This window comes from Roseiflexus castenholzii DSM 13941, from assembly GCF_000017805.1.
Classification (GTDB): Bacteria; Chloroflexota; Chloroflexia; order Chloroflexales; family Roseiflexaceae; genus Roseiflexus; species Roseiflexus castenholzii.
The window spans coordinates 3958380-3983064 of record NC_009767.1 but is presented as its reverse complement, the minus strand read 5'-3'; the positions used below and the strand labels follow the sequence as shown (position 1 = coordinate 3983064).

Below are 24685 nucleotides of genomic sequence, written 5' to 3'. Positions count from 1 at the left end.
ATGTTCCCCAAGACACTGCCGCGCCCGGATGATCTGTTCGCGCACGGATCCCGGCGCGGTTGCGCCCGGAACGCGACGCTGCGCCGCAGAGCGATCCATGTCGAACACCTGAAGTAGGGGCGCACCTGTGGTGCGCGCCTGCTGGTGCGCAACGTTCAATGTTCCCCAAGACACTGCCGCGCCCGGATGATCTGTTCGCGCACGGATCCCGGCGCGGTTGCGCCCGGAACGCGACGCTGCGCCGCAGAGCGATCCATGTCGAACACCTGAAGTAGGGGCGCACCTGTGGTGCGCGCCTGCTGGTGCGCAACGTTCAATGTTCCCCAAGACACTGCCGCGCCCGGATGATCTGTTCGCGCACGGATCCCGGCGCGGTTGCGCCCGGAACGCGACGCTGCGCCGCAGAGCGATCCATGTCGAACACCTGAAGAATATCGCTGCCGCAGGCCGGATGCGCCGCCAGGAGTATATCGAGCGGCAGCGCCGAGAGCGCAACCCCACGTTGCTCCGCCTCACGCACCAGCCTGCCAACCACATGGTGCGCTTCGCGGAATGGTACGCCGCGCGCCACCAGGTAATCGGCGGCATCGGTAGCCAGCATCGCATCATCGAGCGCCGCGCGCATGCGGTCGTGACGGAAGCGAGCCGTTGCGACTGCCCCGGCAGCGACCGGCAGCGCCAGTTCGAGGGTGTCGGCGGCGTCGAACAGCGGCTCTTTGTCTTCCTGCAAGTCTTTGTCGTAGGCGGACGGTATCCCTTTCAGCACGGTCAGCACCGTGACCAGGTCGCCGGTGAGACGCCCGGCTTTGCCGCGGAGCAGTTCGAACGAATCAGGGTTTTTCTTCTGCGGCATCAGACTCGATCCAGTGCTGTAGGCGTCGGCGAGAACGACGAAACCGAACTCGGCGCTGCTGTAAATGATCATGTCTTCCGCCAGACGGCTGAGATGTATGCCGATCAGCGCCGCGCAGAACAGAAATTCGGCAACGAAATCACGATCGCTGACAGCGTCGATGCTGTTTGGAGAAATCGCTGCCATTCCCAGATCGGCGGCGAGCGCTGCGCGATCGATTGCCAGTGGCGTGCCGGCGATGGCGCCTGAGCCGAGCGGCAGCACTGACGTTCGTTTTGCGCAATCCGTCAGGCGTTCACGGTCGCGTTGCGCAGACCAGAAGTGTGAGAGCAGCCAGTGCGCCAGCAACACCGGTTGGGCGCGTTGCAGATGCGTATAGCCGGGCATCAGCGCGTCGCCGGCGGCTTCTGCCTGCGTCAGCAGCGCCTGTTGCAGCGCCCGCACGCCGTCATCGATGCGCTGGATTGCACCCATCGTCCAGAGTCGCACATCGGTCGCCACCTGATCATTGCGGCTGCGCCCGGTGTGAAGTTTTCCGGCGACTGCGCCAACGAGTTCTCCCAGACGGCGCTCGATGGCAGTGTGAATGTCTTCGTCAGTTGGTCGCGCCTCGAATCGATCATTGGCAAACTCAGCAAAGACCGTCTCAAGACCCGTCAGCAGTGTGTCGCGCTCTTCCGTCGATATGACTCCTGCCTGTGCGAGTTGACGCGCCCACGCCATGCTTCCGCGAATATCCTCGCGCCACATGCGCTGATCGAACGGGAACGAGTTGTTGAACCGCGCCATGCGCGCGTCAATGCCTTCGTCGAAACGACCGCCCCACATCGTTTTCTCCTTCCGAGAACTGAGTATTGAGAACCGAGAGCCGGCGATTCACAGGCTTCTGGTGAACGATGAAGTCATGGTACATGAAGACGAGTGATGAGGAAAGGAGGCTGTGTGCCTTTGGGAGAGGGGAGAGGCGAGAGGGGCGAGGCGAGAGGGGTGAGGCGAGAGGGGTGAGGCGAGAGGGGTGAGGCGAGAGGGGAGAGGCGAGAGGGGTGAGGCGAGAGGGGTGAGGTGAGAGGGGTGAGGCGAGAGGGGTGAGGTGAGAGGGGTGAGGTGAGAGGGGTGAGGTGAGAGGGGTGAGGCGCGAGGCACCCGACCGTGGCGTAGCGCGAGATTTATCTCGCGTTTGTGGAGAGGCGCGAGGGACGAGGCGCGAGGGACGAGGCGCGAGGTGCGAGGCGCGAGGCGCCCGACCATGGCGTAGCGCGAGATTTATCTCGCGTTTGTGGAGAGGCGCGAGGGGAGAGGGGTGAGGGGAGAGGCGCGAGGGGTGAGGGGAGAGGTGCGAGGGGAGAGGGGAGAGGCGCGAGGCGCGAGGCGAGAGGTGCGAGGTGCGAGGTGCGAGGTGCGAGGTGCGAGGTGAGAGGTGAGAGGTGAGAGGTGAGAGGTGCGAGGTGCGAGGCGCGAGGCGCGAGGCGCCCGACCATGGCGTCGCGCGAGATTTATCTCGCGTTTGTGGAGAGGGACGAGGCGCGAGGCGCCCAACCATGGCGTCGCGCGAGATTCATCTCGCATTTATGGAGATTCGAGCAGCGTCCGACAATAGCGTCGCGCGAGATTTATCTCGCATTTATGGAGATTCGAGCAGCGCCCAACCATGGCGTAGCGCGAGATTCATCTCGCATTTATGGAGATTCGAGCAGCGCCCAACCATGGCGTCGCGCGAGATTTATCTCGCATTGGTGGAGAGGGGAAGCGGTGAGCAGCGCCCGACCATGGCATCGCGCGAGATTTATCTCGCATTGGTGGAGCGGGGAGCGGTGAGCAGCGCCCAACCATGGCGTCGCGTGAGATTTATCTCGCATTGGTGGAGCGGGGAGGGGCGAGAGATGAGAGTATACGGTAACGCAGCAAGTTAAGGCACGTGATCTAACCCCTGACCCTGTGGTACAATGCGCATATCACCAGAAAGCAGGCGATGAAATCCATATTTGAGAGCGCAGAATGATGTCCGTTTCCCGCCAGTCGATGATCGCCGCGTCGCAGGAAGAACTTGATGCCCTGGTGCTCAGCGTTGCACTGCGTCAGGGGCAGTGGGAGGAGGATTATCTATGGTTGAGCGATCACGCGAGCACTCTGGTTGAGTTTACCGACGGATATATCGATATTCTGCCGATACCGACCGACCATCATCAATCAATCCTTCTCTTTCTGTACCGTCTGTTTTTCACTGCGGTTGAATTACGCGGCGGCAAAGTGCTGATTGCACCATTGCGTCTGCGCATTCGTTCGGGAAAGTATCGCGAGCTTGATCTGCTGCTGCGTTCGGCGCATGATGTGCGCCAGCAGGATCGATCTGGATTGGCGCCGATCTTGTGCTGGAAGTGGTCAGCCACGACAAATCCGAACGCGATCTGGTCGGAAAACGCAACGATTACTTCGAAGGGGGCATCCCCGAATACTGGATCGTCAACTCGCTTGACGAAACCATCACGGTATTGCAGCTGGCGAATGGCGCTTACGTCGAACATAGAAGATTTGGGCGCGGCGTCCAGGCGACATCGGCGCTGATCGAGAGGTTCACCGTCGGTGTTGACGCGGTCTTTGACGTAGAATTAGACGATGAGGACGGGTATGGTCAGGCATTTTCTTTCGGCTGCCGATCTGACGCGCGCCGAAGTCGAAGCATTGCTGGATCGCGCGCAAACGCTGAAGGCGGAATGGCGCAACGGCGGGCATCCACGCGACGCCAATGGCGCACTGCCGCTCCAGGGCAAAACACTGGCGCTGGTATTCGAGAAGCCATCCCTGCGCACGCGCGTCGCCTTTGAAGCCGGGATGACCCAACTCGGCGGACATGGCAGTTACCTGTCCGCGAACGACATCGATATGGGCGGGCGCGAAAGCGTTCCCGACGTGGCGCGCAACCTCAGTCGCTGGGTGCAGGCGATCGCTGCGCGCGTCTTCCGCCATGCAACCGTCGAAACCCTCGCGCGTTACGCGACGGTGCCGGTCATCAATGCGCTGTCGGACCGTGAGCATCCCTGCCAGGCGCTGGCAGATATGCTGACATTGCACGAGCATTATGGGCGGCTCGAAGGGCTGACCCTGGCATACGTCGGCGATGGTAACAATGTCGCGCACTCACTGATGCTCCTGGGTGCGACATTGGGAGTGAACGTTCGGATCGGTTGTCCACTCGATTATCGTCCCGACCCGGAGATTCTGGCGCTTGCCGAGCGGCGCGCTATCGAGCGCGGCGTCTCGGTAGAGGTGACGCCATCGCCGGTCGAAGCGGTTCTGGGGGCGGACGCAGTGTACACCGATGTATGGACGTCGATGGGGCAGGAACACGAAGCAGCGCGGCGTCGTCCGGTCTTTCAACCCTATCAGGTCAATGCCGCACTAATGACGCACGCCCGGTCGGGCGCGCTGTTTATGCACTGTCTCCCGGCGCATCGCGGCGAAGAGGTGACACCCGACGTCATCGATGGTCCGCAATCTGTTGTTTTTGAGCAGGCGGAGAACCGACTGCACGTTCAGAAAGCGTTGATTCTGACCCTGCTCGGGTTGTAGAGGAAGCCTATGCACCTGATCGTCGTCGGATGCGGTCGTGTCGGATGTCTGCTGGCGCAGCAAATGTCTGCCGAAGGGCATTCAGTCGCAGTGATCGATAAGAATCCGCAGGCGTTCAAACGTCTGGGGCGCGAGTTCCGTGGTCAGACGGTGCTCGGCGTCGGTTTCGACCGGGATACCCTGCGTGAGGCGGGCGTCGAGCGCGCCGATGCGCTTGCAGCCGTGACGAATGGCGACAACTCGAACTACATTACGGCAACCGTTGCGCGGGATGTCTTCCGTGTGCCAAATGTTGTGGCGCGCATTTACGATCCACAGCGTGAAGCGATCTATCGGGAACTCGGCATTCGCACGATCAGTTCAACCAGTTGGGCGGTGCATACGATTCGCCGAATTCTCCGCGGCGACGAAACGGTTTCATCGATTCAGTTCGGCAGCGGAGAAGTGGAGATTGCCGAAGTGACGATCAGCGGACGTCTTGTTGGTCACTTTGTGCGCGATCTGTCGGTACCCGGAGAGATCATGCCGGTGGTCATCGTGCGTCGCGGGCGTGCATTTCTGCCGACTCCCGGCGTGCTGCTCGAAGACGGCGATGTGGTGCACGTGGCGGTGTTGGCGACGGCGACCGGGCTGCTCGACTCGATGGTTCAGTAAACCTGTCGGAATGTTATGAATGTGCTGATTGTCGGCGGCGGTAAAATTGGGCGTAATCTGGCGATGTTCCTGAATGTCGAGGGACGTCATTCAATCACGCTGGTGGAAAAGCAGGAGCAGGTGGCGCATGCTCTGATGCGCATTCTGCCGGATATTCGGGTGATCGAGGGGGATGGGTGCGATCCCTCGGTGCTGCGCGAAGCAGGCGCAGAATTCGCTGATGCAGTCGCTGCCGTTACCGGCGATGACGAGGACAACCTGGTGATTGCGGTGCTGTGCAAACGTGAGTTCCGTGTCGGTCGTGTTGCTGCGCGCATCAACAATCCGAAGAATGCCTGGCTGTTCACCCGACGCATGGGAGTCGATCTGCCGATCGATACGGCGCAGACGATTGGGCGCGGGTTGGAAGCCGACATTAACCTTGGCGCGATTGTGCAATTGACGCGCCTGCGCGAAGGGCGAATCTCGCTGATTGAATTTACGGTCTCACCAGAGTCGAGTGCGGTGGGAAAGACGGTCGCTGCGCTGCGTCTTCCGCCCGATTGTCTGTTGACAGCCATCCTGCGCGGTGACGATGTTATTCTGCCATCGGGGGAAACAGTCATTCAGGCGGGCGATCAGGTGATTGCACTCGCATACCGCGACCGCGAGGCATCGCTCTCGGAGCGATTCCAGTAGTATGGCGCGTCTCATTCGCAATACCCGGCAGCGAGCGGTATCTCGCGCCCCTGCCCGCCATCTGGTTGTCTGTCAGCACGATGGGCGATTCGACAGCACGGTTGAGGTTGCTGCAATCAGCGATCTGATCCAGCAGAAGGATCAGATTGTCTGGGTGGATCTGCAAAACCCGCGCGCCGAAGATCTGGCGTTACTCTCCGACGAGTTTGGCTTCCATCCGCTGGCAATTGAGGATGCAACTCATCCGCATGAACGTCCTAAAATCGATGCGTACAACGGATACTATTTTCTGCTCTTCTATGCCTTGCGTTATGATGCCGCGCAGAAGCGGATTTCTTCGCAGCAGGTCAGCCTGTTCATCGGTGCGAACTATCTGGTGTGTATCCATCAGGATCCAATCGCTGCGATAGATGAAACGATCCGTCGCTGGCAGCGATATGAGCACGATTTTGGCGAAGATGTCGCCGAACTGCTGTATCATCTGCTCGATACGATTGTCGATGAATATTTCCCGATTCTGGATGCGTTGATCGAGCGGGTTGAAGACGTTGAGGCGCAGATTTTTGACCATTTTCGCCCCGAATCGCTCCAGGAAATTTTTGCGCTCAAGCGTGAATTGCTGTTGATGCGCAAGATCGTCGCTTCGGAACGCGATGTTTTGAACGTGCTTATCCGTCGGGAAGCGCCGGTCTATCCGCGCGATATGGTGGCTTACTTTCAGGATGTGTACGACCACCTGATTCGCATTACCGATAGTATCGACACCTACCGCGATCTGCTGTCGAGCGCCCTCGATGCGTTCCTCTCCCTTCAATCGAATCAGTTGAACGAGGTCGTCAAAACATTGACGATTGCCTCGATCATTCTGATGTCGGCTGCCCTGATTGCGGGGGTGTATGGCATGAATTTCGAGTTCATGCCCGAATTAAGCTGGCCCTGGGGCTATCCCTTTGCGCTCGGTCTGATGGCGGCGATCAGTCTGCTGCTGATTGCGATCTTCAAGCGGCGCGGATGGTTGTGAGGTTGGAGGGCGCCCGTGGAATGGCGGGTGTTGTCCGTTATGCGCAGATCGGTCAACGTGCCTGCAAGCGCTCCATCGACAGCGTGACCGGTGATCACCGGCGTCATCCGTGCGTCCTGAAGGGCGCTCGCCGGTTAGCAGGTTGCTTCCATCGAAAAAGATAGGGGCGTGAGAATAAACAAGGCGTCGGGACATCGGAGCAGCGCTTCTCATCCCAAAGGATCGGCGCTGTCCTCGCTCACACCGTCGGCATGACCCGCAGGTCCATCATATCCTCAACCGGAGACGCCTCGCGTTCTGCCACTTTTGCGACGCGCACTTTCTCGGCGTGCAGGGCGCCAAGCCAGTCGTGCAGGCTGTTCAACGCTTCCTGATCGTCTGGTTGTTCGAGGAGTTGCGCCAGGTTCTGGAGCGTCCGTTTGTTCATGCGCAGCAGGATTGTATTAAGGCGCGCTGTTGTGTCTTCGTCCAGATCGCTCCACAGCGTGTAGAGCGCAATCAGCGCCTCGATGCGCCGCGCAAGGAGTGCGCGCTCTTCGGCGCTGCCGGCGTAGTAGGGCGGGCAAACCGGCAGATGGTCGTTCGTCAGCGCATGACGCAAAAACGTGGGGTACTCTGCCTGCACATCATCGTAGGCGGTGCGCATATCGCGGAGTTGCTGATCAATCTCCGAAAGGAGCGTCACGAGGCGCACCCATCGATGATCGTCGAAACGGAAGCCGCCGCGCCTTCTTCCGGCAGTTTCGGGTTCCTGCGGCAGCAATGCGCGCCCGGCGAGTCGCCCTTTGCGCTCGATTTTGGCGATGATCCGTGGCGACATGCGTAGATTGAGACCGCCTTCCTCCGGTCGCAGGCGCACCCGCACCACGCGCTCGTTGTACCCTGGCAGGCGCGCCTGTGCCGTATCGCGGTAACTCTGCGCTGTGCCGAAGATCGACCGGAAGAATGCCGGAAGAGTGTCAATCGTCTGCCATTCGACATAATCTTCACCCGGTCCGGCAGGCGGCAGATAGACCTCTCCTTGTGGATCGCTGAACGGTGTCGCGGCGCGGGCAGGCGGTGGTTCCGGCGCTGCGGCGCGAAAGTCGGCGCGTCCCAGGTATGCCTGCTTGACAATAATCTCCGGTTTCAGCGTTTCGTCGGACGACTCTGCGCTATTGTTTGTCAGCAGCGCCTGGAGAAACCGTTCGTTGTCGGCTTCATCGGTGGGCAATTGCACCAGATTGATGCCAAACGTCGGATGGGTTGGCAGCCAGCGGTCGAAAAAATGGATCGGGAAGTTGCTGGCAATCCCGCCATCGCTGAAAATATGGCGCTGAAGGTGTTCTACGCGCAACGTCCTTCCGGCGCTCGCTTCGCGTTGCCCGGCAACGCTGATGGTGTAGAGCGGCACGGCGGCAATCAGGAGCGGAAAACTCAGGCTCATACGCGCACCAACGACGACCGGCAGATCGCGCCAGGCGGGCAGGGGCAGCAGCATTCGCACTGCGCCGCGCTCATCCAGAACCTGGTACGCTGCGGCTATGCTTCGCGCGCGCATATGTTCAACAACAACCTTCGGGAACAGGCGCGCGAATTCGGTCGGATCGAAGAGAAAACGCCCCAGGTCTTTAGGGATCACATACGGCATGTGTTCGCTCAAGTCGCTGGTCATCATGCGTAGTGAAATCGTCCGTCCGTCTGGTGTGTTTGCCAGTTCGCCGAAGGTCAGCGGCGGTTGATCGGCGTCGCGACCTGCCAGTCCGTTGATGACCGCATGAAGCCAATCGGTCAATGCGGGCGGTTTGCCGCCTCCCCTGGCATCTCCCAGCGTTGGCGGCCATCCTTCAGGTGTTGCGCCGTCCGTATGTCCGCTGCACAACCCAAACAGATGGCGCGGCAGTTCAGTAACGGCAATCCACGCGAGGTGCGTCGCCCCCGCCAGTGTTCCGACGATCAAACCAGAAAGAATCGCCAGTACTGCCCCCACGATCACGACCAACGGCTGCACCGGCGAGTCGCTCAGGAAGGGTGGGAGAATCCAGATCGCCGCACCGATCAGTGCGATAGCAACGCCGATCCCCAGTGTTATCGATGGATGATGGCGCGCCAGCAATCGAGTAATGCGGACGAAGAAGGAAAGCGCTCGCCAGACAAACCGGATCGCGGCAACGGGAAGACGAAACACAGACGGCGATCTCCCGGATGCAGATGGGCGTTTTGGGGGCGCTGCTCTGGAAGCGATCACCAGGTCGAACAGCGCGTGAAACAGAGGTTTCATGCGGGAGAATGGCTGGAATAGCCCCGCCAGATTGCCTTCACCCTCGCCAAGCCAGGCGCGCAATCGGTCGAGCCGTTGAAAACCGCTGCGATGCCCGGCATAGGGGACGGCGCGCCCATACTCTGCCGCCGCTGCCGCTGCCGCTGCAATCGCGCCCGCCGAGGCGCCGCCGATGTTGACAAACCGGTAGCGCGTTGCAAGCTCGATGATCGCCGGTGGATAGACTACGCCGCTGGTGATGCCGCCTTTCATCACCAGATCGCAGCGCCGCAGATCGTCCTTGATAAAATCGGCGTCGGTGTAGATTGAATGGCTGTCGTGTGTCATGCTGCCGCCCTTGCCGCTCGACCTGTGAGCACCCACGAGGGGCGCCCGACCGTTGGGGAGGCGCCCCGCCACTCACCCCCGAACCGGCGTTCAATGGCGGACAGCACGCATGCGCGTGGAGGGCATGCATGGCGTTGGGATGCGCCATTTTCCCCTCACCCCCTGTCCCGCTCCCGCGCGCGGGAGCGGGACGACCGGCGCCGTGCTCGCGGCCGTCCCACGGTCCCATGGTGGGAGTACCGGTGTTCGCTCGGTGTTCTGTCCGCCCTTAAACGAACCGGCGTGGGGTCAGGTCCCCGCGCCTGCCCGTGGCGGGTGTGCCTGCCGTGCCCATGGGCGCTCACAAGAGGATTTCCATCTTCCTGCCTCTTGCCGCTCAGCTTACCCTTAAGTACCACGCCAGTCTACCACATCTGCTACAATGCCGGTATACCGGCATAAACTGTTTGTGGCTCATCTCCTGACCGTATAATACCAATGACCTGTGACCCTCCGGCATGGTCACCCCGCGCAGCGCGAGGGGTCGTGCGCGACCCGCTCAGATTCCTCGCTGCGTTTACCCTGAGCGAAGCGAAGGGCTCGGAATGACACGCATGCGGTATCTTCAATCGTCATTGGTATAACTCCTGACTATTCTCAGGAGGCGCCGTATGGACATCCGCCCATCACCAATCGCTGGCAGTTGGTATCCGTCGAACCCTGCGCGTTTGCGGCGTGCGATTGAGCAGTATCTGGCACAGGCGACCCCACCCGGGTTATCGGGCAGAATCTGGGGGCTGCTAGCGCCGCACGCGGGCTTGCGCTACTCCGGTCCGGTGGCGGCGTGGGCATTTGCATGCATACGCGGCAGCACGCCGGACATCATCGTCATCGTGTCGCCGTGGCACCGTGGCGGTGACACGCCACTGATCACGACCGGGCACGCGGCATACGAAACACCGCTGGGCGTTGTCGAAGTCGATGCCGATGCAATCGTGCAACTTGATGCTGCACTGTGTGCGCATGCGGGGTATGGCCTGGCGCGGCGGCGCTACGATGATGAGCATGCCATCGAAATCGAGTTGCCGTTTCTTCAGTGTGTTCTCGGTTCATTCCGCCTGCTGCCCGTCATGATGGCGGATCAACGCACGACGACGGCTGCCGCGCTCGGCGCAGCGCTGGCAGAAACCGTGCGGGGACGTGATGTACTACTGATTGCCAGTTCGGATCTGTCGCACTATGAACCGGCATCGGTGGCGCATCGCCTCGATGCCGAACTCTTGCGGCGGGTCGCGGCGTTCGATCCCGATGCCGTGATCGCCGCCGAGTACGAAGGCGCTGGATACGCCTGCGGCAGCGGCGCAATTGCAGCGGTGTTGTGGGCTTGCCGTGACCTCGGCGCCGACCAAGTCACCATTGTGCGCTATGGAACGTCTGGTGATGTCGAACCCGATGCGCCATGGGTCGTCGGCTATGGCGCAGCCGCAATCTGGCAGGTGGCATGAGTATGATGACCGTCATCAGTCAGTCACTTCTGGCACGATCAAGCCATAGTTCCCGTCCTGGCGGCGGTAGAGCACATTCAGTTTCCCGGTATCAGCATCCTGGAAGATGAAGAAACTGTGTCCGAGGAGTTCCATCTGCTCGACCGCTTCATCGCTGTACATCGGCTTGACCTGGAATTCCTTCGTGCGGACGATACGCGGTCGCTGCTCTTCCTCGTCGATTGGGGCAGGCGCTGCGGCGTTCATTTCAGGCAGCGCCTCGACAATCTGCCCTCCCTGACGGCGAAGCCTGCCGCGCCGCCAGTGCTTATCCTTATAACGCTCGATCTGACGCTGGAGCGTGTCGTACACTTCGTCAATCGCCGCATACAACTCCGGCGCGCGCCGCTCGGCGCGCACCAACACACCATGATCGCCGACAACCGTCACCTGCACGCGATGGACATTCCCCTCGTTGCGTCGCATTTCTTCCATATGCTCGACCGTCACTTTGTCGATCCGATCAAGGTAACGGTCGAGGCGTGAAAGTTTTTGCTCGATGTGCTGACGCTGACGATCCGAGAGTTTGCCATTGCGACTGTTCACGATCAGGTTCATACAGGCCTCCTGCATCACTGCCCGCACACCCGGCGGGTGGACGACGACGGTCAATGTGCAGCAACGACGCTGCGAAGGAATGCAAAAAGCCCCCAACCGCCAGCCAGGCGGATGAGGGCTTTGTTTGTCATCAACGAACAACAACAGCGGTATTCGCGTCTCCGTAACCGTGCGGGCCGCAAACGGTCTGAACCACGTTTGTCGTCCTTTCCAGGCTACGAAATCATGAGCAGAGGCGGATACATCAAGGACATGCAATTGCGTACCGTTGCTTTATTGTACTACGTAGACAGCAGCAGTGCAAGCAACGTGTGTTAAGAATCGCTAACCTGCTGCGGCAGGGTGTTTCTGGCGCCATGCTCACTACGCCATATCGTTGTTGATTCGGCGTCAGCGCCCCATCACACGCCGCATAATGCTCCAGTACGAGACGGGCGCCAGGCGCACAAGCAGGTCGATCAGGCGTGCGTCGCGTCCGATCAGTACCCGCGCTTTGCGCTGCTCGACGCTTCTGACAATGGTTTCGCCGGCGACTTCCGGCGGCAGAGTCAGCAATCGGCGTGATCGCGCCAGCCCCTGTTCGACCTCCGCGCGCGACATTGCTGCCGGTTGGCGCGCACGCTCGGAAATAGCAGTTGCCACGCCGCCAGGAAAGACGACTGTCACTCCGACCGACGTATGCTCGAGTTCGTGTCGGAGCGCCTCGGAGAACCCGCGCACTGCGAATTTGCTGGCGGCGTATGCCGCCTGACCTGAAGGCGCGACAAGCCCGAAAACGCTCGAAATGTTCACCAGGCGCGCATCGTCGCTTGCTTTCAGCAGCGGCAGAAATGCGCGCGTCATATGCACGAGACCGTGGAAGTTAATGGCGAACAACCACTCAAAGTCGGCATCGCTGACCTGATCGAAATTGCCCCACATCGCTACACCTGCGTTATTGAACAACAGATCCACGCCGCCGTGCGCGCAACGCACCGCCTCTGGCAGCGCAGCGACCGCAATGGCATCGGACACATCGAGGCAATGGCAACTGACACGCACGTGGTGGGGCGCGATCAACGCCGCTGTGTGCGCCATCCCCGCTTCGTCGATGTCCGCCAGCGCAAGGTGGCAGCAGCGACGCGCCAGCGATAGGGCAATCGCTCTGCCAATGCCGCTTGCTGCGCCGGTGACCACTGCTGTCCGGTTTGCCAGCTGCATGCGACGCGCCACTATCGTACTCCCCGAACCGCGTGCGCCTGGAGTTGTCCCAATCGAGCGAATTCCATCGAACCGTCATTCAGGCGACCGAATCGCAGACTCAAGAGATCGCGCAGATAGTTCTGATGCGCCTTCCAGGGATCGCGTTCGCCCTGACGCGGGATGACGTCGAGGGCGCGCTGAATGTAACCGGAGGTGAGCGTCACTGCCGGTTGTATGGAGAGGAGCGTATTCGGACGTCGCGGTGTGCATCGCGCGTAGCCGTGTTTCTCCATATAATTCAGCAGACGGCAGACATACTGTGCTATCAATTCGCACTTCAGAGTCCACGACGCATTGGTGTAGCCAAACGCCAGCGCCAGATTGGGCACATCGCTGAACATGGCGCCCCGATAGGTGAGCGTTTTCCCTGGATCGACGGGTATGCCGTCAACAACGATCTGCGCACCCCCCATCGGCTTCAGCACCAGACCGGTGGCGGTCACGATAATATCAGCGTTAAGTTCTGTCCCGGAGGCGAGCCGAATACCGGTTTCGGTAAAACGCTCGATCTGATCGGTGACCATGGCTATCCTGCCAGATTTGATCGCCCGGAACAGGTCACCGTCGGGTGCGACACAGAGCCGCTGATCCCAGGGGTTGTAATGTGGATTGAAATGGGTCTCGACATCGAAATCAGGACCAAGATGCGCCCGTATCTGCGTGAGGATGTTGCGTCGAGTGGCGTCGGGCAGGCGGCGCGCCAGGGTATAGAAATACATCCCAACCCCGATGGACCACCAGCGCGACAGGCGATAGGCGATGCGAGGCGGCAACTTTTGGTAGAACCGACGCATAACCGGGTCTTCGGCGGGCAGTGCGACCACATAGGTTGGTGAGCGCTGAAGGATGGTCACGTGCGCTGCGCGCTCCGCCAGCGCTGGCGCCAGCGTTACGGCCGTAGCGCCGCTGCCGATGACAATAATTCGCTTGCCGGCATAGTCAAGATCGGTGGGCCACCGTTGCGGGTGAATAACGAGTCCACGGAAAAGATCGAGATCGGGCCAATCGGGGGTGTATCCCTGGGCATAGTCGTAGTAACCCGTGCACATAAAGAGAAAGGAGCAGGTGAACCGTGCCGGTGCGCCATCCGACATCCGAATTGCGTCCACGCTCCAGCGTGCCTCAGCGGATGACCACGCAGCGCGCTGGACACGATAGCCGAAGCGAATCCGGTGGTCGATGCCGTACTCTTGTGCTGTTTCTTCGATATACCGCAGGATCGATGGACCGTCCGCCATTGATTTTAACCCGCGCCACGGGCGAAAACTATATCCCAGCGTATGCATGTCTGAGTCCGAACGGACGCCCGGATAGCGAAAGAGGTCCCATGTGCCTCCCATCGTATCGCGGCTTTCCAGAATGGCGTAGCTTCGGGTCGGACAGCGTGTTTGCACGTAGTACGCGGCGCAAATGCCGGAAAGTCCGGCGCCGACGATCAGGACATCGGTATGAGGAGAGGACTGAATTGACATAGTATCACCCGGGATCATTGCGGAAACGATAACATCGTGGAATAGTCCGTCGGTATCGGGGCAGCGGAAAATGTCGAGATGTTTGAAGTATACCATGAAGAGCGTCGCCAGACGCTGAACCGTCGGGCTGATGGGACAAAGGGTGCGGGCGCGCCCCTTCACCCCGGGACGTTTAAGGTCGGACCGAATACCCGAGCGCACCCGACATCAGCCACATCGTATCTCGCCATACCTTTCCGGTGTGATGTATGATATATATCATATCAGGCTGGCGTTGCATTGACAGAGGACGTGCAATGCCGTACAGTACGCACAATGCTACAGTTGCGAGGTCCGCCATGGCGCCACTGCTCGTCGATCAGCGTCAGTTGCAAACCCTGAGTCAACTTATTTCGGCTGGGGGCCACCAGGATGTGCATGAATTGCTTCAAGCGTCGCTGGAGCGATTGGTCGCCTTCTGGCCCGCGCAGGGAGGTGCATTGCTCTACCATGCGCCCCATGGCGAGGTCATTCGCCTGCATCATGGGGTGATCGACAGCGAGGCTGGCGCACTGATCGCCGAGGCGCGCGAAACATTCGCCCGCCGCGAAGAAGGGCGTGAACCAACCATCGGCTACTACACGCTCGACGACGAACGCAAATTGCTCGAACTTCCACTATCGACCAGTTCACAGACCGTGGGTTTGCTCCATCTGGTCGTGCTCGATGCCGAAACGGAGCGCCCGTCTCCCGCGCCCGATGAGGACCTTGCCATGCTGCTGGTGCGCGCCATTGGCGGAGAAGCCGACAAACTGGCACGCCTGCGACGCGCCGAGCAGGACCTGCGCGAACTTCATCTGCTCTATCAGGTGGGGCAGGCGCTGGCGAGCAATCTCGATCTCTCCAGTCTGCTGAACGATATTCGCAACCAGGTTCCTCAGGCGATGGGCGCTGAGCGTTGCTCGATCATGCTGCTCGATGAGCACACCCGTGAACTGATCCTGGAACTGCCCGATCCGCATACCGGTGAGCAGCGCGAGTTTCGCATCCCGCTTGATCGCGGCATTGCCGGTTGGGTGGCCACCAATGGGATTGGCCAGATTGTCAATGATGTCGAACAAGACCCACGCTGGTTCGATGGAGTTGCGCGTGATGTCGATTTTGAGACGCGCCAGATCCTCTGTGCGCCGATGCGTATCGGCGATCGTGTCGTCGGCGTAATGCAGGTGCTCAACAAACGTGATGGGACGCCTTTCGACGACCAGGACCTGCGCCTTCTGACGACGCTGGCGACGCAGGCGGCGATTGCCGTCGAGAATGCGCGCCTGGTGCGCAGTCTGAAAGAGGAACGTGACCGGTTGCTCGCCAAGGAAGCGGAGGTACGCGCGGCGATTGCGCGCGACCTGCACGATGGTCCGACCCAGAGTATTGCAGCGATTGCGATGAATATCGAGTTCATCAAGAAATTGCTGCGTGCCATGCCGGAACGAGTCGAAGGTGAATTGGAAGTTCTCGCCGAACTGGTGCAAAAAACCGCCTACGATATTCGCACGCTCCTCTTTGAACTGCGACCGCTCGGGCTGGAAACGCAAGGATTGCTATCGACGTTGCAGCAATATGTGGCCCGCTTCCGTGATCCTGCCGGTGTCATGAAACTGCGCCTCGAGGCGCCTTCCAGCATTCCACGATTGCCGGTCGAAGTGGAGGGCGCCATTTTCATTATTATTCAGGAAGCAGTCAATAATGCACGCAAACATGCGCGCACCGACGAAGTGGTGATTTACCTGTACCTGGAAGAAGGGCAACTGGTTGCCAGTGTGCGGGATCGCGGACGCGGATTCAACCTTGCTGCCGTTGAATCGAGTTACAATACTCGCGGTTCGTTGGGTTTGCTGAATATGCGCGAGCGCGCGCGCCTGATCGGCGGTGAGTGCCGCATCCGCTCGGCGGAAGGCGAAGGTACGACGGTCGAATTGCGGGTGCCGCTTGCCTGATGTTGTTGGAGTATAGATTGTGGTGGCAGAGGTATGGAAGCGAACGATACTCCTCCCCATGTTCGTTTGGGTCTGAGTCGCCAGCGGCTGATCGCCGGTCTGCGCACCATGATCGCGTCGCGTGAGACAGATGATCGGCTCTGGCTGCTGAATCGTCAGGGGCGGGCGCACTTTGTGGTGACCGCCGCAGGTCACGAGGCGACGCAACTTGGATGCGCGTGGGCGATTCGTGTGGGACACGATTATGTGATCCCGTACTACCGCGATATGACGCTGGTGATGGCGCTCGGGCAGTCGGTACTCGATGTTTTGCTGCACGCTATGGCGCGGCGTGATGATCCATCCAGCGGTGGACGGCAGATGTTCGGGCACTACAGCAGCCGCCGTCTTCGTATCGTGAGCGGTTCGAGTTCGGTGGGAAGTCATCTGGTGCATGCCGCCGGGCTTGGGTTGGCGTTTCGCGCCAGAGGCGAGCAGGATATCGCTGTTATGGGATTGTTCGGCGAGGGCGCGACGGCGGAAGGCGCCTGGCACGAGGGGTTGACCATCGCCGGTATCCACCAACTGCCGGTTGTCTTCGTTTGTCAGAACAATCAGTACTCTATTTCCGTGCCGGTTCATCGGGAAGTGCCGGTGCCCGATGTTGCCATGAAGGCGGCAGGGTATGGTATGCAGGGCGTTGTTGTGGATGGCAACGATGTGTTTGCCGTGTACGAAGCCGCGCATCAGGCGATGGAACGAGCACGCAATGGCGGCGGACCAACGCTGCTCGAGTGCAAAACGTATCGGTTTCGACCCCATTCGAGTGCTGACGATGATCGGAAGTATCGTTCAGCCGAGGAAGTTGAATCCTGGCGCGCGCGTGACCCGATCAAACGCTTCGAGCACTATCTTGTGGAACACGGCATTATCACGTCGGAGGAAATCGAAGCATTGCGACGCGAGGTGCGCGCCGAAGTCGATGCCGCTACGGATGCTGCGGTTGCGGCGCCATATCCTTCCGTCGAGAGCATTGCCGATCATCTGTATGGATAAGAGGCTGGCACGCCTGTTCATAAGGAACGACGCATACACACCGTTGTGTCAACCGGCTCAGAGACCAGACGACGAACACTATGCCTGTCATGACGTTTATCGAAGCGATCCGGTCGGCGTTACACGATGCTATGGCTGCCGATGATCGGATTATGGTTCTCGGCGAGGATGTGGCCGTCAAGGGTGGCGTCTTTCTGGCAACCGAAGGGTTGCTGGCGCGTTTTGGCGAACATCGTGTGATTGACATGCCGATTGCCGAGTGCGGTATTGTCGGCGCTGCTATTGGTGCATCGTTGCACGGTCTTCTGCCGGTCGCCGAGATTCAGTTCGCCGACTATATTTACCCGGCGATCGATCAGATTCTCAATGAAGCGGCGCGTTTTCGCTATCGCTCGAACGGCGACTGGAGTTGCCCGATTGTGGTGCGGGCGCCGTGCGGCGCCGGCATCCATGGTGCGCTCTATCATTCACAGAGTGTCGAACGCCTGTTTACCAGTACGCCAGGCATTAAAGTGGTCATCCCATCAACGCCGTTCGACGCCAAAGGGTTGCTGATCGCCGCAATCTATGATCCGGATCCGGTGATTTTCTTTGAGCACAAGCAACTCTACCGTTCGGTGCGCGGCGATGTGCCCGAAGGACTCTACCGTGAGCCGATTGGCAAGGCAGTGGTGCGGCGCAACGGCAGCGATATGAGTGTGTTCAGTTATGGGCTGATGGTGCACCATTCCCTGACAGCGGCGAAAGAACTGGAAGCCGAGGGGGTCGATGTCGAAGTCATCGATCTGCGCACCCTGGCGCCGCTCGACCGCGATGCGATCCTGTCGTCTGTCAAAAAGACGGGTCGTGCATTGATTGTGCACGAAGATGTCCTGACCGGTGGGATCGGCGGGGAGATCGCCGCGCTCATCGCTGAACATGCGTTTGAGTATCTGGATGCACCGGTTCGCCGTCTCGCATCCCCCGATCTGTTTGCAACCCCGTTCGCCGATCCGCTTGAAGACTATTTCATGCTCAATCCGCAAAAAATCGCGGCGGCGATGTACGACCTGGCACGCTACTAACCATTGCGCATGCGGAGGTGGCATATCAGTACCAAGACAGCGCAGCTGCGACGCACTCCCTGGGGCGCCATTATCGGGCTGCTTCTGCTGGCAGCTATCGTTGCGGTCGCCTATCTCAACCGCGAGGAGGTGATCAAAGCCTTTGTTCTGCTGCGCAATGTCCGTCCGGGGTATCTGCTGCTCGCGTTTGTCGGTGTCGTGATGGGCTTTGTGTGCGCCGGGCAGATCTATGGCCGGGTGCTGGCGATTCTGGGGCATCGCGCGCAGTTCTGGTGGTTGACCGCCGCAGCAATGGTGACGATTCTGATCAACCAGGCGATTCCTGCCGGAAGTGTCGGCGCCTATGCCTTCCTGGTCGCCAGTCTGCGGCGACGCGGTTTCCCCGTCGGTAGCGTCGCTATGGTCGCGGGGATGGAACTGCTCAGTTGGAATGGCGCCGTTCTGGTGGCGTTTACGTATGGATTGATGTATCTGCTGGTGACGACCGGATTGAGCGGCGCGTCGGTCAGTTATGGCGCACTGGCAGTTGCACTAGGGGTGATGAGTGGTGCGATCTATGTTGCCTCACGCCCAGACACTACGCTTCAGGAGTGGGCGCTCCGCCTGAAGCGCCTGGTGAATCGCCTGTTTGGACCGGTATTGACAGCATCGCAGGTGACACAGGCGGTCGATGAAATTATTGCCAGTCGACGCCTGATCCTCGAACAGCCACGCCGGATTGTGGTGCTGGTTGGGTTGCAGTTGTTGATCTTTTGTTGCCATAGTCTGGCATTGCTGGCAATTCTCCATAGCCTGGGCGCCGATCCGCCGCTTGCTGCGATGTTCGCCGCATATGGTCTGGCGCTGATCGTGAGCGTCTTCACTCTGCTCCCCGGCGGCGGCGGAACGGTCGAAGCTGCGCTGACCGTCGCTCTGCACGCCCAGGGTGTGCCGCTCGAAGCGGCATTAGGGGCTGCGATCCTGTTTCGCCTGATCAGCTTCTGGATGATGCTCCCCATTGGTATGCTCTGCTATCGTCTGCTTACCCGATCTTCCGGCAAGTCCTGACGATATCATTCATCCCTGTCTGCCGGTGCGCTTCTTCCGGTCGGCGCCTGGTGACGCTGGCTGAACGAGTCGCACGCTTGCTGTCAACAGCAGCATCACAGCGATCAGCGAAAGCGCGATATAGAGCAACCATGGGCTTGGCACAACCACAATCGTTGTGCCTGTCCGCACGACTTCGAAGAAAGCATCGCCTCCGCTCGAGAGGAGCGACGCCGTAGCGCCGAGTGCAATAAAGGGGTGCGACGCAGTGACGAATCGGCTGAGATAGATGAACCAGACCGAGTCCAGCAGATCTGACGGCGCGCTGGATCCCAGGATCAGGCTGAAAATCACAATGAGAAATGGAATGCCCAACAGCAGGGCGATGACTGTGCCGATGGCGAAACTGGTCGCTCCCAGGGAGCTTTGCAGCACGGCGGACCAGAACAAGCCGATGGTTGCGTAGAGGACCGCCGTTACAACCAGCCCGGCGATTGCAATGAGCACTTCCGTCAGCCCAATGCCGCCGAACAGAAATGCCAGGCTCATCACCGGCACAATCGCCACGATCAGAAGCAGAGCGAACGCCAGCGCCGACACCAGTTTGCCCCACACAATCTGCCACGGTGTGAGCAATGACGCGATCAGCAGGTCATACGACTGACGCTCTTTTTCGCCGGCAATGCTTCCTGATGTTAGCACTGGCGTGATCAGGCAGACCTCGATCAGTGCCACGGTTGCGATGGTGAAAAAGAGCGTCTGACCGATTCGCCGTCCGGCGTTCAGATCGTTGGAGCTTTCGCCTGAGAGCGCCGCATAGAGCAGCAGTGTGACTCCCGCCAGAATGAGCAGATAGATCGTAAGCAGAATGTACGCGCGCGCGCCGCGCATGCGGCTGCGCAGGTCTTTCACCAGGATTGGATTAAGTTCTGGCATAGGCATTCCTTCAGACGACGCCTTTTGTGACGTGCAGAAAAATATCTTCGAGGTCGCCGGATTGTTCGGCAAAATGGGAGATTCGCACCCCCGCTGCGATCAGCATTGCCAGTAATTCACCCAGTGCGTGCTCATCGCCAGCAAAATCAGCCAGGAGCGTGTGCGGTCCTGTCTCGTCGTCGAGCGGCGCGTTCTCGTCGTCGGACTCGGCGCGTGCTCCTTCACGACGCAACTCCAGCACATCAGCGTGTGTGCGCAGCAGCTCTTCGGCGCGCGCAGCGCCGGATACGACACGAATTTCAACAATGCGATGGGGACGCATGGTGCGCAGAATCTCCTGCACTTCGCCTGCCGCAAGCAGTTTGCCCCGCTCGATAATGCCGATGTGGGTGCACATTTCTGCAAGTTCGCTCAGAATGTGCGAACTGATCATGATCGTTTTCCCCATCGCCCGCAGTTCCTTCAGTAATTCGCGCAGTTCGATGCGCGCCCGCGGGTCGAGACCACTTGCCGGTTCGTCCAGAATGAGCAGGCGGGGGTCGTGCATCATGGAACGCGCCAGACTCAACCGCTGTTTCATGCCGCGTGATAGCGACATCACCGGCTCATCGCGCTTGTGCTCCAGATCGACCAGTGCCAGCAGTTCACCGATCAATTGCTGGCGCCGTTGCGCCGGTATGCTGTATGCGCGACCGAAAAAGTCGAGGTATTCCCACGACTTCATATTATCGTAGACGCCGAAGAAATCGGGCATAAAGCCAACAAGCCGCCGCACGGCGCGTGGCTCGCGGGTGACGGATATGCCAGCGACGCGCGCCTCCCCCGACGTTGGCGCCAGCAGCGTTGTCAGGATGCGCATGGTCGTCGTCTTGCCGGCGCCGTTTGGTCCGATAAAGCCGAAGATGGCGCCTTCGGGAATGGTGAGGTTCAGATGATCCAGCGCCAGGTTCGATCCATACCGGCGCGTCAGGTCATGTGTTTCGACAAGGGCGGTCATCGAAATTTCTTTCTCAGACGAATATCATCGATAGTATGATACCAGTTTTGTCACCCATGCTACAATGATCCGCCTATGATTTCGACATTGCACGAAGAACCGCAACTCTTTTTCTTCTGCGAGTTGAGCGGGGCGGCGCTGCTGCGCCTGCTGGATCGCCCGGACGTGCTGAACCTGCTGGCGGCGCGCGCCTACGGTGTGGCGCTTGCACTGTCTGTCTTCGACGATGGGTATGCCGCCGCAACACGCCTGCTCAACACCCACGACATTCCGGTTGTCGCCTGGCTAACGTTGCCCGCCGATGAGGGGCTGGCGTTCAATCTTCAGAACTATCCGCGCGCTGCGGCGTGTTATCAGGCGTTTCATGCATGGGCGCAGGCGAATGGCTTGCGGTTCGTCGCCGTCGGCTTCGATATGGAGCCGCCATTGAGTGATGCGCTGTTCGCAGGGTGGGGTGGTGCGCGCGAAATTGTGCGGCGTATCTGGCTGGCGCGCGATAATGCCCTCTTCCCGGCGGCACGCGCGGCATATCTCGAAGTGATGGCGGTGGCGCGACGCGACGGCTACGAAGTTCACGCGTATCAGATTCCGCTGATCGCTGATGATCGTCGTGTAGGGACGACGCTCCTCCAGCGCGCGCTCGATATTGTCGATCTGCCTGCCGATATCGAGGTGTTGATGTGCCTGAGCGAAACCGCACCGGAATGGTTTGGCAGCGCACTGATTGCTGTCTACGGACCGTCCGCCGATGCGCTTGCGGTTGGGAGTTCGGGCAGCGGCGACGCGATCCTGCACTGGGACGCATTACGGCATAATTTGCTCCTGGCGGCTGCCTGTACGGACATTATTTATGTTGCCACATTGGAACAGTGTGTCGCCAATGGGCATCTCGAACGGATCGCCGCGCTCGATTGGGGAACGCCGGTCAGGGTTGCTCCGCTTCCGTATGCGGTGCTGTGGAGCGCGCGCCTGGTCGTGCTCATCGCTCTGATTATCGCTCGTTACGGAAAAACGGCGCTTGCCTGGTTGGGGTGGGTGATCGCGTTGCTTCTCTGGTTACGCAGACGGTATGCGACGGCTCAACCGACGCCCGGCGAGCGCCAGCGCTCCGACGATCAGCGCAACCAGCCCGAACGCCAGTAGTGGTGAATATGTTGCCAGATCGCCGGCGAATGCCAGCAACGCCAGCGCCGGGGAGACGCCTGCCAGAGAAGCCAGCGTGTACGCGCCAAATCCAAGGCGCGAGTACCCTGCCGCAAATGATACCAGCGGGTAGGCGGGACCCGGCAGCAGCCGCAACAGCATGACACTGCGCCACGTCATCCGCTGTGTCAGGCGCTCGACCTGTTCACGCATCGCAGGCGACAACCGCGGCTCGATCACCGATCGCCCCCATCGTCTGGCGAGCCAGAAACCGGCGCTGGCGCCGATCAGGTCGGCAACCAGGGTGTACAGAAACCCCGCCACCGGTCCGAATGCCAGCCCGGCGCCGATCTGCAACACGGCGGCTGGTGCAACAGGCGCAACCAGCAGCAATGCCAGCGCGCCGATCAACGCTGGTGGTCCGAAGAAACCAAGCGAGTGCGCCATGTCACGAATAAAGATGGGATGCAGGAGCGCGCCGGACGCGCGGAAGAGCCAGAGTGCCGCGCCGGCGACAATCACGAGCAGCGCGCCAACGACCAGGCGGCGCGGTCTGAGAAGAAATGATTGAACCCGGGTTGGAAGATGTTCCACGCTATGCTCCGGCGTCGAGCTGGCGTGCAGCAGCTGCTTCCCCATGCAGGATGACCGGATCATCCGTGCGATCCAGCACATAGACCGCCAGATCGCAAATGCCGCTTTTGATATGGTACCAGCGACGCAGCGAGAAGTACGGCTGCATAAGCGCGCGGTAGGCTTCGTCTTCGCGAATATGATCGCCGCGATCCAGCCAGTGCATCAGATGTCCCAACACATTCCACGGACGCGGAGAAGGGATGTCTTCCATCACCAGGAGCGTCGCGCCGGGGCGCAACACACGGTGGAGATCGGTGATGGCGGTGCGCACCAGGTCATCGGGGAGGTGGTGGAACACGCCAAGAACAAGCCCGCCGTCGAAACTTCCCGATGCAAAGCCAAGCCCTGCGCCGCTCATCACAGCGTAACGTCCCGGACGGCGACGACCGGCGTAGTGAATGTAGTGCCGGGCAATATCGACGCCAAAATACGATTCTGCCGGAAAGCAGATCGAAAATTCGCCGGTACCGCAGCCAAAATCGAGGAATCGGCGCTGCCCTGCGTCACGCCAGGGTTGCAGTTCGCGCGCGATCACATCTTTTTCGGCGTCGAATCCATCCTCGACGACGCGACGCAGAAAACCCCAGAGTCCTGGGTGGGCGGAAAGTTTGTTGAGCAATGTTTGAAGCATGGCAGAAAACAGGCGATAGGCGATAGGGTTCAGGCGATAGGCGATAGGGTTCAGGCGATAGGCGATAGGGTTCAGGCGATAGGCGATAGGGTTCAGGCGATAGGCGATAGGGTTCAGGCGATAGGCGATAGGGTTCAGGCGATAGGCGATAGGGTTCAGGCGATAGGCGATAGGGTTCAGGCGATAGGCGATAGGGTTCAGGCGATAGGCGATAGGGTTCAGGCGATAGGCGATGCTCTCGTTCCTGGTTCTCAGTTCTCAGTTCTCACACCCTCCGCGCCCGACAGATCACCGAGAGACCCACCGGAAACGATCCGCCGCGCGCGATCCAGGCGGCTTCGGCGGCAAGGGGCCAGCGCAACGCTTCGTTCAGCATCGCTGGCGGCAATTGAAGATCCGAGCCGTTGCGATCAATGGCAGGCGCCACGCGCTCAATGAACCGCTGAGTCAGTGGGAGCGGCAGGAGCAGGGTGTTGACATACGATATGCGTTCGACCTCGAATCCCTGTGGCTGAAGCAACTCGCGCACCTCGTTCGCAGTGTAGCGGCGCCGTCCGTGGACGGCGCAATCGTGCCTGCCGCGCAGCCACTCGAAGGCGGGGAGGCGCAGTAACAACCGTCCGCCGGGACGGAGCACGCGCCACGTCTCACGCAGTGCAACGGTTTCATCGGGAACATCCCGATGGTACAACACCTCGAACGATGTGACCAGATCGAACCATTCATCGACAAATGGCAATGCCAGCACACTTGCCCGCACCAACGCGCCGCGCAGTCGCTCAGCGCCGAAAAGCGCCGCTTCCGGCGCCAGATCGACCGCCGCGACCGACCCGTACCGCCGTAGAAAGACGACGTTCCCACCGGTGCCGCAACCGGCGTCGAGAATGCGCAGATCGCGCCGCCCGGCATAGACCTCATCGAGCAGCGCCGCCGCAATCGCGCGCATGCCGCCGTACCACCAGTGACGGCTCTCGACAGCCGCCATCACCTCGTATTCCGTGCGCTCCATGCCTCTCGCCCGCCTGTCGAGCAACGTCAGCATAGATTACCAGAAGGAGTGTGGGTGTGCAAATTGAGCGTCACAAGGGT

General features: G+C 60.2%; 20 protein-coding genes and 2 pseudogenes. 12 read left to right on the top strand and 10 right to left on the bottom strand.

What is annotated here, in order from left to right; all coding sequences use genetic code 11:
- Positions 1-313 precede the first annotated feature (313 nt).
- On the bottom strand, positions 314-1681 hold the full coding sequence (argH, locus tag RCAS_RS15855) for an argininosuccinate lyase (protein ID WP_012121553.1): 1368 nt from the start codon (positions 1679-1681) through the stop codon (positions 314-316).
- Between the two features lie 1538 nt (positions 1682-3219).
- Between argH and RCAS_RS26265 the strand changes: the two are divergent.
- The 5 genes and pseudogenes from RCAS_RS26265 to corA form a co-directional block, all read left to right on the top strand.
- Positions 3220-3348: pseudogene (locus RCAS_RS26265) on the top strand (Uma2 family endonuclease); the annotation flags it as partial.
- 130 nt (positions 3349-3478) lie between these two features.
- A complete protein-coding gene (gene argF, locus RCAS_RS15840; RefSeq protein WP_012121551.1) occupies positions 3479-4420 on the top strand; it encodes an ornithine carbamoyltransferase in 942 nt (313 codons plus the stop codon).
- 9 nt (positions 4421-4429) lie between these two features.
- Positions 4430-5074 (top strand): potassium channel family protein, encoded by a 645-nt coding sequence (locus RCAS_RS15835; protein ID WP_012121550.1) that lies wholly within the window; start codon positions 4430-4432, stop codon positions 5072-5074.
- A 15-nt stretch (positions 5075-5089) separates the two neighbouring features.
- The gene (locus tag RCAS_RS15830) at positions 5090-5752 is read left to right on the top strand and encodes a potassium channel family protein (protein ID WP_012121549.1); all 663 of its coding nucleotides are present in this window, start codon (positions 5090-5092) and stop codon (positions 5750-5752) included.
- A gap of 1 nt (position 5753) precedes the next feature.
- Positions 5754-6773 (top strand): magnesium/cobalt transporter CorA, encoded by a 1020-nt coding sequence (gene corA, locus RCAS_RS15825; protein ID WP_012121548.1) that lies wholly within the window; start codon positions 5754-5756, stop codon positions 6771-6773.
- Between the two features lie 238 nt (positions 6774-7011).
- Here the strand turns inward: corA and RCAS_RS15820 are convergent, their stop codons facing one another.
- Positions 7012-9360: a patatin-like phospholipase domain-containing protein gene (locus RCAS_RS15820; protein WP_012121547.1), complete on the bottom strand. Its 2349-nt coding sequence runs from the start codon at positions 9358-9360 to the stop codon at positions 7012-7014.
- Positions 9361-10010: 650 nt separating this feature from the next.
- Here RCAS_RS15820 and amrB point away from each other — a divergent pair.
- Entirely contained in the window at positions 10011-10844 is an 834-nt protein-coding gene (amrB, locus tag RCAS_RS15815) for an AmmeMemoRadiSam system protein B (protein ID WP_012121546.1), read from the top strand.
- Between the two features lie 15 nt (positions 10845-10859).
- Here amrB and hpf read toward each other — a convergent pair whose 3' ends face one another.
- From hpf to RCAS_RS15800, 3 genes are all read right to left on the bottom strand, one after another.
- Positions 10860-11441, bottom strand: a complete 582-nt coding sequence (gene hpf / locus RCAS_RS15810) for a ribosome hibernation-promoting factor, HPF/YfiA family (protein ID WP_041330925.1) — start codon at positions 11439-11441, stop codon at positions 10860-10862.
- 390 nt (positions 11442-11831) lie between these two features.
- Positions 11832-12653 carry an SDR family NAD(P)-dependent oxidoreductase gene (locus RCAS_RS15805; protein ID WP_012121544.1) on the bottom strand — a complete coding sequence of 274 codons (822 nt, stop codon included), beginning with the start codon at positions 12651-12653 and terminating at the stop codon, positions 11832-11834.
- The gene (locus RCAS_RS15800) at positions 12653-14251 is read right to left on the bottom strand and encodes a flavin-containing monooxygenase (protein WP_232280036.1); all 1599 of its coding nucleotides are present in this window, start codon (positions 14249-14251) and stop codon (positions 12653-12655) included. Before RCAS_RS15800 ends, RCAS_RS15805 begins: the two co-directional genes overlap by 1 nt.
- A gap of 242 nt (positions 14252-14493) precedes the next feature.
- Here RCAS_RS15800 and RCAS_RS15795 point away from each other — a divergent pair, with 242 nt between their 5' ends.
- The 4 genes from RCAS_RS15795 to RCAS_RS15780 all read left to right on the top strand — a co-directional run bounded on the left by RCAS_RS15795 (position 14494) and on the right by RCAS_RS15780 (position 19274).
- Positions 14494-16128: a GAF domain-containing sensor histidine kinase gene (locus tag RCAS_RS15795; RefSeq protein ID WP_012121542.1), complete on the top strand. Its 1635-nt coding sequence runs from the start codon at positions 14494-14496 to the stop codon at positions 16126-16128.
- 33 nt (positions 16129-16161) lie between these two features.
- A complete protein-coding gene (locus tag RCAS_RS15790; RefSeq protein WP_012121541.1) occupies positions 16162-17163 on the top strand; it encodes a thiamine pyrophosphate-dependent dehydrogenase E1 component subunit alpha in 1002 nt (333 codons plus the stop codon).
- Positions 17164-17243: 80 nt separating this feature from the next.
- Positions 17244-18227: an alpha-ketoacid dehydrogenase subunit beta gene (locus RCAS_RS15785; RefSeq protein ID WP_012121540.1), complete on the top strand. Its 984-nt coding sequence runs from the start codon at positions 17244-17246 to the stop codon at positions 18225-18227.
- A 9-nt stretch (positions 18228-18236) separates the two neighbouring features.
- Positions 18237-19274 carry a lysylphosphatidylglycerol synthase transmembrane domain-containing protein gene (locus RCAS_RS15780; protein WP_012121539.1) on the top strand — a complete coding sequence of 346 codons (1038 nt, stop codon included), beginning with the start codon at positions 18237-18239 and terminating at the stop codon, positions 19272-19274.
- Positions 19275-19283: 9 nt separating this feature from the next.
- On the opposite strand, the gene RCAS_RS15775 is transcribed toward RCAS_RS15780, so the two are convergent.
- Both RCAS_RS15775 and RCAS_RS15770 read right to left on the bottom strand, forming a co-directional pair.
- On the bottom strand, positions 19284-20189 hold the full coding sequence (locus RCAS_RS15775; RefSeq protein ID WP_012121538.1) for an ABC transporter permease: 906 nt from the start codon (positions 20187-20189) through the stop codon (positions 19284-19286).
- Between the two features lie 10 nt (positions 20190-20199).
- Complete coding sequence (locus tag RCAS_RS15770; protein WP_012121537.1) at positions 20200-21186, bottom strand: ABC transporter ATP-binding protein; 987 nt, start codon at positions 21184-21186, stop codon at positions 20200-20202.
- Positions 21187-21261: 75 nt separating this feature from the next.
- On the opposite strand from RCAS_RS15770, the gene RCAS_RS15765 reads away from it, so the two are divergent.
- Positions 21262-22329, top strand: a complete 1068-nt coding sequence (locus RCAS_RS15765; protein WP_012121536.1) for a hypothetical protein — start codon at positions 21262-21264, stop codon at positions 22327-22329.
- Here the strand turns inward: RCAS_RS15765 and RCAS_RS15760 are convergent.
- A complete protein-coding gene (locus tag RCAS_RS15760; RefSeq protein ID WP_012121535.1) occupies positions 22243-22923 on the bottom strand; it encodes a TVP38/TMEM64 family protein in 681 nt (226 codons plus the stop codon). The genes RCAS_RS15765 and RCAS_RS15760 overlap by 87 nt on opposite strands.
- Position 22924: 1 nt before the next feature.
- Positions 22925-23596 (bottom strand): class I SAM-dependent methyltransferase, encoded by a 672-nt coding sequence (locus tag RCAS_RS15755; protein ID WP_012121534.1) that lies wholly within the window; start codon positions 23594-23596, stop codon positions 22925-22927.
- On the opposite strand from RCAS_RS15755, the pseudogene RCAS_RS26545 reads away from it, so the two are divergent.
- Positions 23561-23821 (top strand): annotated as a pseudogene (locus RCAS_RS26545) (DUF6944 family repetitive protein); the annotation flags it as partial. The gene RCAS_RS15755 and the pseudogene RCAS_RS26545 overlap by 36 nt on opposite strands.
- Positions 23822-23861: 40 nt before the next feature.
- Here the strand turns inward: RCAS_RS26545 and RCAS_RS15750 are convergent.
- Positions 23862-24605 carry a class I SAM-dependent methyltransferase gene (locus RCAS_RS15750; protein WP_041330922.1) on the bottom strand — a complete coding sequence of 248 codons (744 nt, stop codon included), beginning with the start codon at positions 24603-24605 and terminating at the stop codon, positions 23862-23864.
- Positions 24606-24685 lie beyond the last annotated feature (80 nt).